The 4,929-nt window shown below is 55.2% G+C and carries 5 protein-coding genes and 2 pseudogenes; 6 read left to right on the top strand and 1 reads right to left on the bottom strand.

Annotated features, from left to right (window positions below; genetic code table 11):
• From ABJZ52_RS05115 to ABJZ52_RS05090, 6 genes and pseudogenes are all read left to right on the top strand, one after another.
• Positions 1–85, top strand: a pseudogene (locus ABJZ52_RS05115) (IS6 family transposase); the annotation flags it as partial.
• A 91-nt stretch (positions 86–176) separates the two neighbouring features.
• Positions 177–851, top strand: coding sequence for an ATP-binding cassette domain-containing protein (locus ABJZ52_RS05110; protein WP_348187919.1), 675 nt, complete (start codon positions 177–179; stop codon positions 849–851).
• Positions 848–1,537: an energy-coupling factor transporter transmembrane protein EcfT gene (locus ABJZ52_RS05105; RefSeq protein WP_348187922.1), complete on the top strand. Its 690-nt coding sequence runs from the start codon at positions 848–850 to the stop codon at positions 1,535–1,537. Before ABJZ52_RS05110 ends, ABJZ52_RS05105 begins: the two co-directional genes overlap by 4 nt.
• Positions 1,537–2,085, top strand: a complete 549-nt coding sequence (locus ABJZ52_RS05100; protein WP_348187924.1) for a biotin transporter BioY — start codon at positions 1,537–1,539, stop codon at positions 2,083–2,085. Before ABJZ52_RS05105 ends, ABJZ52_RS05100 begins: the two co-directional genes overlap by 1 nt.
• 52 nt (positions 2,086–2,137) lie before the next feature.
• Positions 2,138–3,319 (top strand): SfnB family sulfur acquisition oxidoreductase, encoded by a 1,182-nt coding sequence (locus ABJZ52_RS05095; RefSeq protein ID WP_348187927.1) that lies wholly within the window; start codon positions 2,138–2,140, stop codon positions 3,317–3,319.
• Positions 3,320–3,351: 32 nt separating this feature from the next.
• The gene (locus tag ABJZ52_RS05090; protein ID WP_348187930.1) at positions 3,352–4,524 is read left to right on the top strand and encodes an acyl-CoA dehydrogenase family protein; all 1,173 of its coding nucleotides are present in this window, start codon (positions 3,352–3,354) and stop codon (positions 4,522–4,524) included.
• Positions 4,525–4,665: 141 nt separating this feature from the next.
• Here the strand turns inward: ABJZ52_RS05090 and ABJZ52_RS05085 are convergent.
• A pseudogene (locus tag ABJZ52_RS05085) lies at positions 4,666–4,929 on the bottom strand (IS5/IS1182 family transposase); the annotation flags it as partial.

The following is a 4,929-nucleotide window of genomic DNA, read 5'->3' as shown; positions in this document are numbered from 1 at the left end:
CACTCTGTCGGCCGCCTCATACCGGCGTGCAAGGGCTGATGCATTCGGCTTATGGAACGACTACACCGGCGAGATGAACGCCTGAAATCCGTCCAAAGTAGGGCTCCTTGCGGGCCCAACAAAACAAGTTGGCAATCCCCTGCGAAGATACCGCAAGTCGATTGGATTGAGGCTTAATGATCGAGTTTAAAAACGTCTCTCAGGTTTTCGGAAACCGAGTTGTACTAAACGAAATCGACGTGAAGCTTACAGAACGCCGAATTGCTATTGTTGGCAGCAACGGCTCTGGAAAAAGCACTTTTGCGCGCCTGATAAACGGGCTTCAGCTACCCACTTCCGGGAAGGTCGAGGTCGATGGAGTCGATACCCGCTCGGACGGCAAAACCGTCAGAAAAAATGTTGGCTTTGTATTTCAAAACCCAGACAACCAGATCGTTTTCCCGCTCGTGGAAGAGGACCTAGCATTTGGCCTGAAGAATATTGGCCTGAAGAAAGACCAGATATCCGAGAAAGTCGATAATGTTCTGAGACGGTATAACCTTCAGGACTTCAAGTCACATCCGGCTCATTTTTTGAGCGGGGGGCAAAAACAGCTTCTCGCGATTTCTGGGGTTGCCGTCATGGAACCAAGGTACATCGTTTTCGATGAGCCAACGACACTCCTGGATTTGCGGAATAAGCGCAAAGTCTCTGAGGTAATCAGGAACTTGGAGCAGACGGCGATTGTGATTTCGCACGACTTGGAAATTCTGGAGGATTTTGATCGTGTCCTCGTTTTCGAGGACGGAAAGATCGCAATCGATGACCAACCATCGACAGCCTTGAAGCGTTATGTGGAGATGATGGCGTGACGTTGGGCCTCTACGTCGATACAGATAGCCCAATCCACCGCTTGCATGCGGGAGTGAAGCTGTCTTCGCTTGTGGTGGTTGGAACGGCTGTCTTCCTGCTTAATGAGTGGCTTTACCTTGCTGCTGTACTTCTGGCGACGGTTGCGCTGTATTTCGTTGCAAGAATACCGCTGAAGGTTGCTTATGCGCAGCTACGGCCTGTCCTCTACCTTCTCGCCATCATATTCATCGTCCAGTCGCTGTTTGACCACTGGACGATGGGCGTCACGGTGGCGCTGCGTTTCCTTTGCCTCATTCTCTTCGCCTCACTAATCACGCTCACAACGCGCGTCTCCGAGATGGTAGATGTTATCGAGTCTGCGATGCAGCCTTTCACTCCTTTCGGCGTGAACCCGGCAAAAACGAGTTTGGCGATCTCGCTCGCGATCCGATTCCTACCTGTAATCGCTCAAAAATTCCACGATGTCCGGGAGGCGCAAAACGCTCGAGGGCTCGGCGGGAGTATTGTAGCAACAGCTGTTCCACTGATCGTCCGCACACTTCGAATGGCCAATGATATAGCAGAAGCGCTGGACGCGAGATCCTACGATGCAGACGCCAAGCACAACAAGGACGCGCGGGCGGAAATTATAAGCGATAGCAGGGCGTTCACTCCGACCGAACAATCTTCTAAAAGGGAATGCTAATGAATACTAAGGATATTGTCTATATCGCGTTGTTTGCGGCAGTGTATGCGGCTCTCGGTTTGTTCCCACCGATCCTGATACCTATAATTGGAGTTCCGATTACCGCTCAATCCATGGGGCCGATGATCGCCGGTTCCATCCTTGGCGCACGCCGCGGCGCATTAGCCTCTCTTCTGTTTTTGGTACTCGTTGCGATCGGCCTTCCCTTGCTCTCTGGCGGTCGTGGCGGGTTCGGCGTGTTCCTCGGACCGAGCGGCGGGTTCCTGGTAGCCTATCCGTTTGCGGCGCTTGCTATTGGCGCCGCGTTTGAACGCCTGTGGCATCGCATCAATTTCGGCTGGGCCTTTGCCATCAATGCCATTGGCGGCATCGGCATCGTGTACCTGATCGGCATCCCGTGGCTCTCCTTTGTCGGAAATCTTCCCTTCACCACGGCTTTGCTCGGATCCGCTGCGTTCATTCCCGGTGATCTGATAAAGGCGATCATCGCGGCCTTCGTCGCGGTTACCGTCAAGAAATCTTACCCTATCATTGAGCCGGCGCGTTAACTCGCGCCGGCGCCGGGCGCATGTTCATACGGAAGGGTGGTACTGGTCGGAAATGAAACAGGTTCAAAAAGTCGCGCACCTTATACGAGACGACAACGAAGCCCTTGACGTTGCCGCCCGCCTTGCGGAGCTGTTTGCACAAGAAGCGTCGGCGAGAGACCGTGACCGCGTGCTTCCAGTAGCTGAGATACAAGCATATTCAGCAAGCGGGCTGCTCGGGGCGATCGTTCCGAAACGCTTTGGCGGAGCGGCGATCTCGAACGTTACGCTGTCTCGCGTTACGGCCACCATCTCGGAAGCGGATTCTTCTATCGGGCAGATCCCACAACCTCACTATTGCCTCGTAGATGCCGTCCGCATCGTCGGAACCCCGATCCAACAAGAAACGTTCTTCGCAGATGCCCTGGCCGGAAAGCTTTTTGGAAACGCCGTTTCAGAAGTCGGGAAGGACTACGAAACATCAACAACGACCCTGAAGGGTTCGGTGTTGAATGGACGGAAATTCTATTCGACGGGCTCATTGTTCGCTGACTGGGTTCCTATTGCCGCCAAGGACGACCACGGGAAAGCTGTCATGGTCTATGTGCCGGCCGAGGCTATAGGACTGTCAGTGCTCGATGACTGGACCGGCATGGGACAAAGGACAACCGCCAGCGGCAGCGTCGTAGCGGAAAACGTCGAAGTTCAAGACTGGCAAGTGCTGGCGAGACATCGCTTGTTCGATGAGCCCACAATTCATGGACCGTTCGCACAACTCCTTCATACCGCCATTGACCTTGGCATAGCTCGTGCGGCGATGAGCGATCTAAGGGACTGGGTTCAAAAGCGCGCGCGCCCCTGGAAAGATAGCGGGGTCAACCAAGCGTCGAGTGATCCGCTGACGACGACGAGTATCGGTCGCATGGTCATGCAGCTCCATGCGGCGGAAGGGATGCTCGACCGCGCTGGCGGATACGTCGATGAGGCAAGCGCCAACCCAAGCGATGTGACCGTAGGCGAGGCCTCTGTGGCCGTGGCGGAAGCAAAAGTGCTCGCGACCGAGCTGGCGCTGGCGGCAAGCTCAATGCTTTTTGAACTCGCTGGCACACAATCTTCTCTGGAAGAGCACAATCTGGCCAGGCACTGGCGGAACGCACGAACGCATACCCTGCATGACCCTGTTCGCTGGAAGCCTCATGTCGTCGGCAGCTTCTGGCTAAACAACGCTCTGCCGCCGCGGCACGGATCCGTCTAGTTCCAATCACTGAAAACACTTTTGAGACGCATATGAGTAAGTCTGAAAATGATGCTTTTTGGCTAGACAAAGCCAAGGCGGTGGGTGCCGACTTGATGCGCCTCGATGCCCGACGGCACCACGAGCAAGCCCCGCCGACCGCTGAGTTGGATCTACTGAAGAGTGCGGGCTTAATGAGCCTCGCTATTGGCCGAGAAAACGGGGGAGCCGGAATTAGCTGGCGTACAGTCAATGAAATTGTGCGCGAAATTACAGCCGCGGACGGATCGGTGGGTGTTCTGCTCGGCTACCACGTCATAAGTGTCGTTCATCTACGCCGAGAGGATCCGACGCGAAGGCAAGCGCTCGAGCGCGAAATCACCTCTAATCAATTCTTTCTCGCTGGCGTGGCGAATCCGCGTGACGACGATATCCAGGTCGAACCGCTCGGAGGAGGATACATCTTCAACGGTAGGAAATCGTTCTGTACTGGCGCGGCCTTCGCTGACCGATTGACCATATACGGCCGAATGGCTGAAACTGGCCAGGCAGCTCTCGCCTACATTCCTGCAAACCGAGCGGGCATTACCTATCATCACGATTGGGATAATCTTGGGCTTTGTCGAACCGAGAGCGGCAGCTTCTCTGTTGAAAATGTTCGCGTTCAGGCCGACGAGCTGACCATAGAGGCAGACGACGAACGAACAGCATCAATACGTGCCCTGCGAACGCCGGTTAATCACAACATTTTCACGAATTGCTACCTTGGATTTGCGCTCGGGGCTTTCAGGGCCGCGAGAAAATACGTGGGTGAGAAAGGGCAGGGGTGGCAGAAGCTCCAGCCTGCGGCCGAAGACCCACTTATCGTTACGCAGTTCGGGGATATCTGGGTTGAGCTTCAGGCCGGCATTGCGCTTGCCGAACGCGCCGCGCTGAAGGTGGGTGTTCTCCTTGAAGGTTATCCGAACTTTGATGAGAAACAGCGGGGAGATGCTGCAATCGACGTCGCGACGGCAAAAATCCATGCGAGCAGAGCGGCTATTTCGATTTCCTCCAAAATCTTCGAACCAATGGGAGCCAGGTCCACCCACAACCGCAACGCTTTCGACCGATTCTGGCGCGATTCCCGAACCCATACGCTCCATGACCCCTTGATTTATAAGGTATTTGAAGTTGGGGATTTCGCGCTAAACCAGCGATATCCGGAAGTCGGGCCATATAGCTAATCTTTGCTGCCCAACGGAGCGAACCGTCATGCCGACCGAACAGCAGTTTGCAGTGGAAGCTTTAAACAACCGACTGCAGCGCTACCGTGTTGCACAAATCATCAAGCGGCACGCAGCGGTCCCTTACCCAGAATTTTGGCATCATGAGATACGCTCGAACGTAGGACGTCCGAGGGAAGTCATCTTGTTGAGGACCGAGACGCTGATCCGGCTCTCGGTCCTCTGATTGTCCAGGGTGCGTGATCTTAGCCTTTCCCCGATGACTGACTTCCAGCGGCCCATGAGCGTTTCCACGCGCGCTCTCTGGTTATATCCGGTGCTCTTTTGCCAGGCCATGCGGCCATGGGCCTTGATCGCCAGAACATCCAGATCCCGCGCGGTGGGGGTGGTCTCGGCCTCAGGGCC

Origin of the sequence: Roseibium sp. (assembly GCF_039982295.1) — a bacterium.
In the GTDB taxonomy this organism is placed as follows: Bacteria; Pseudomonadota; Alphaproteobacteria; order Rhizobiales; family Stappiaceae; genus Roseibium.
This window is presented reverse-complemented; position numbering and strand designations above follow the sequence as displayed.

Coding starts and splice junctions, on each gene's coding strand:
- ABJZ52_RS05110 (WP_348187919.1), top strand. CDS start 177: ATGATCGAGTTTAAAAACGTCTCTCAGGTTTTCGGAAACCGAGTTGTA.
- ABJZ52_RS05090 (WP_348187930.1), top strand. CDS start 3,352: ATGAGTAAGTCTGAAAATGATGCTTTTTGGCTAGACAAAGCCAAGGCG.
- ABJZ52_RS05095 (WP_348187927.1), top strand. CDS start 2,138: ATGAAACAGGTTCAAAAAGTCGCGCACCTTATACGAGACGACAACGAA.
- ABJZ52_RS05100 (WP_348187924.1), top strand. CDS start 1,537: ATGAATACTAAGGATATTGTCTATATCGCGTTGTTTGCGGCAGTGTAT.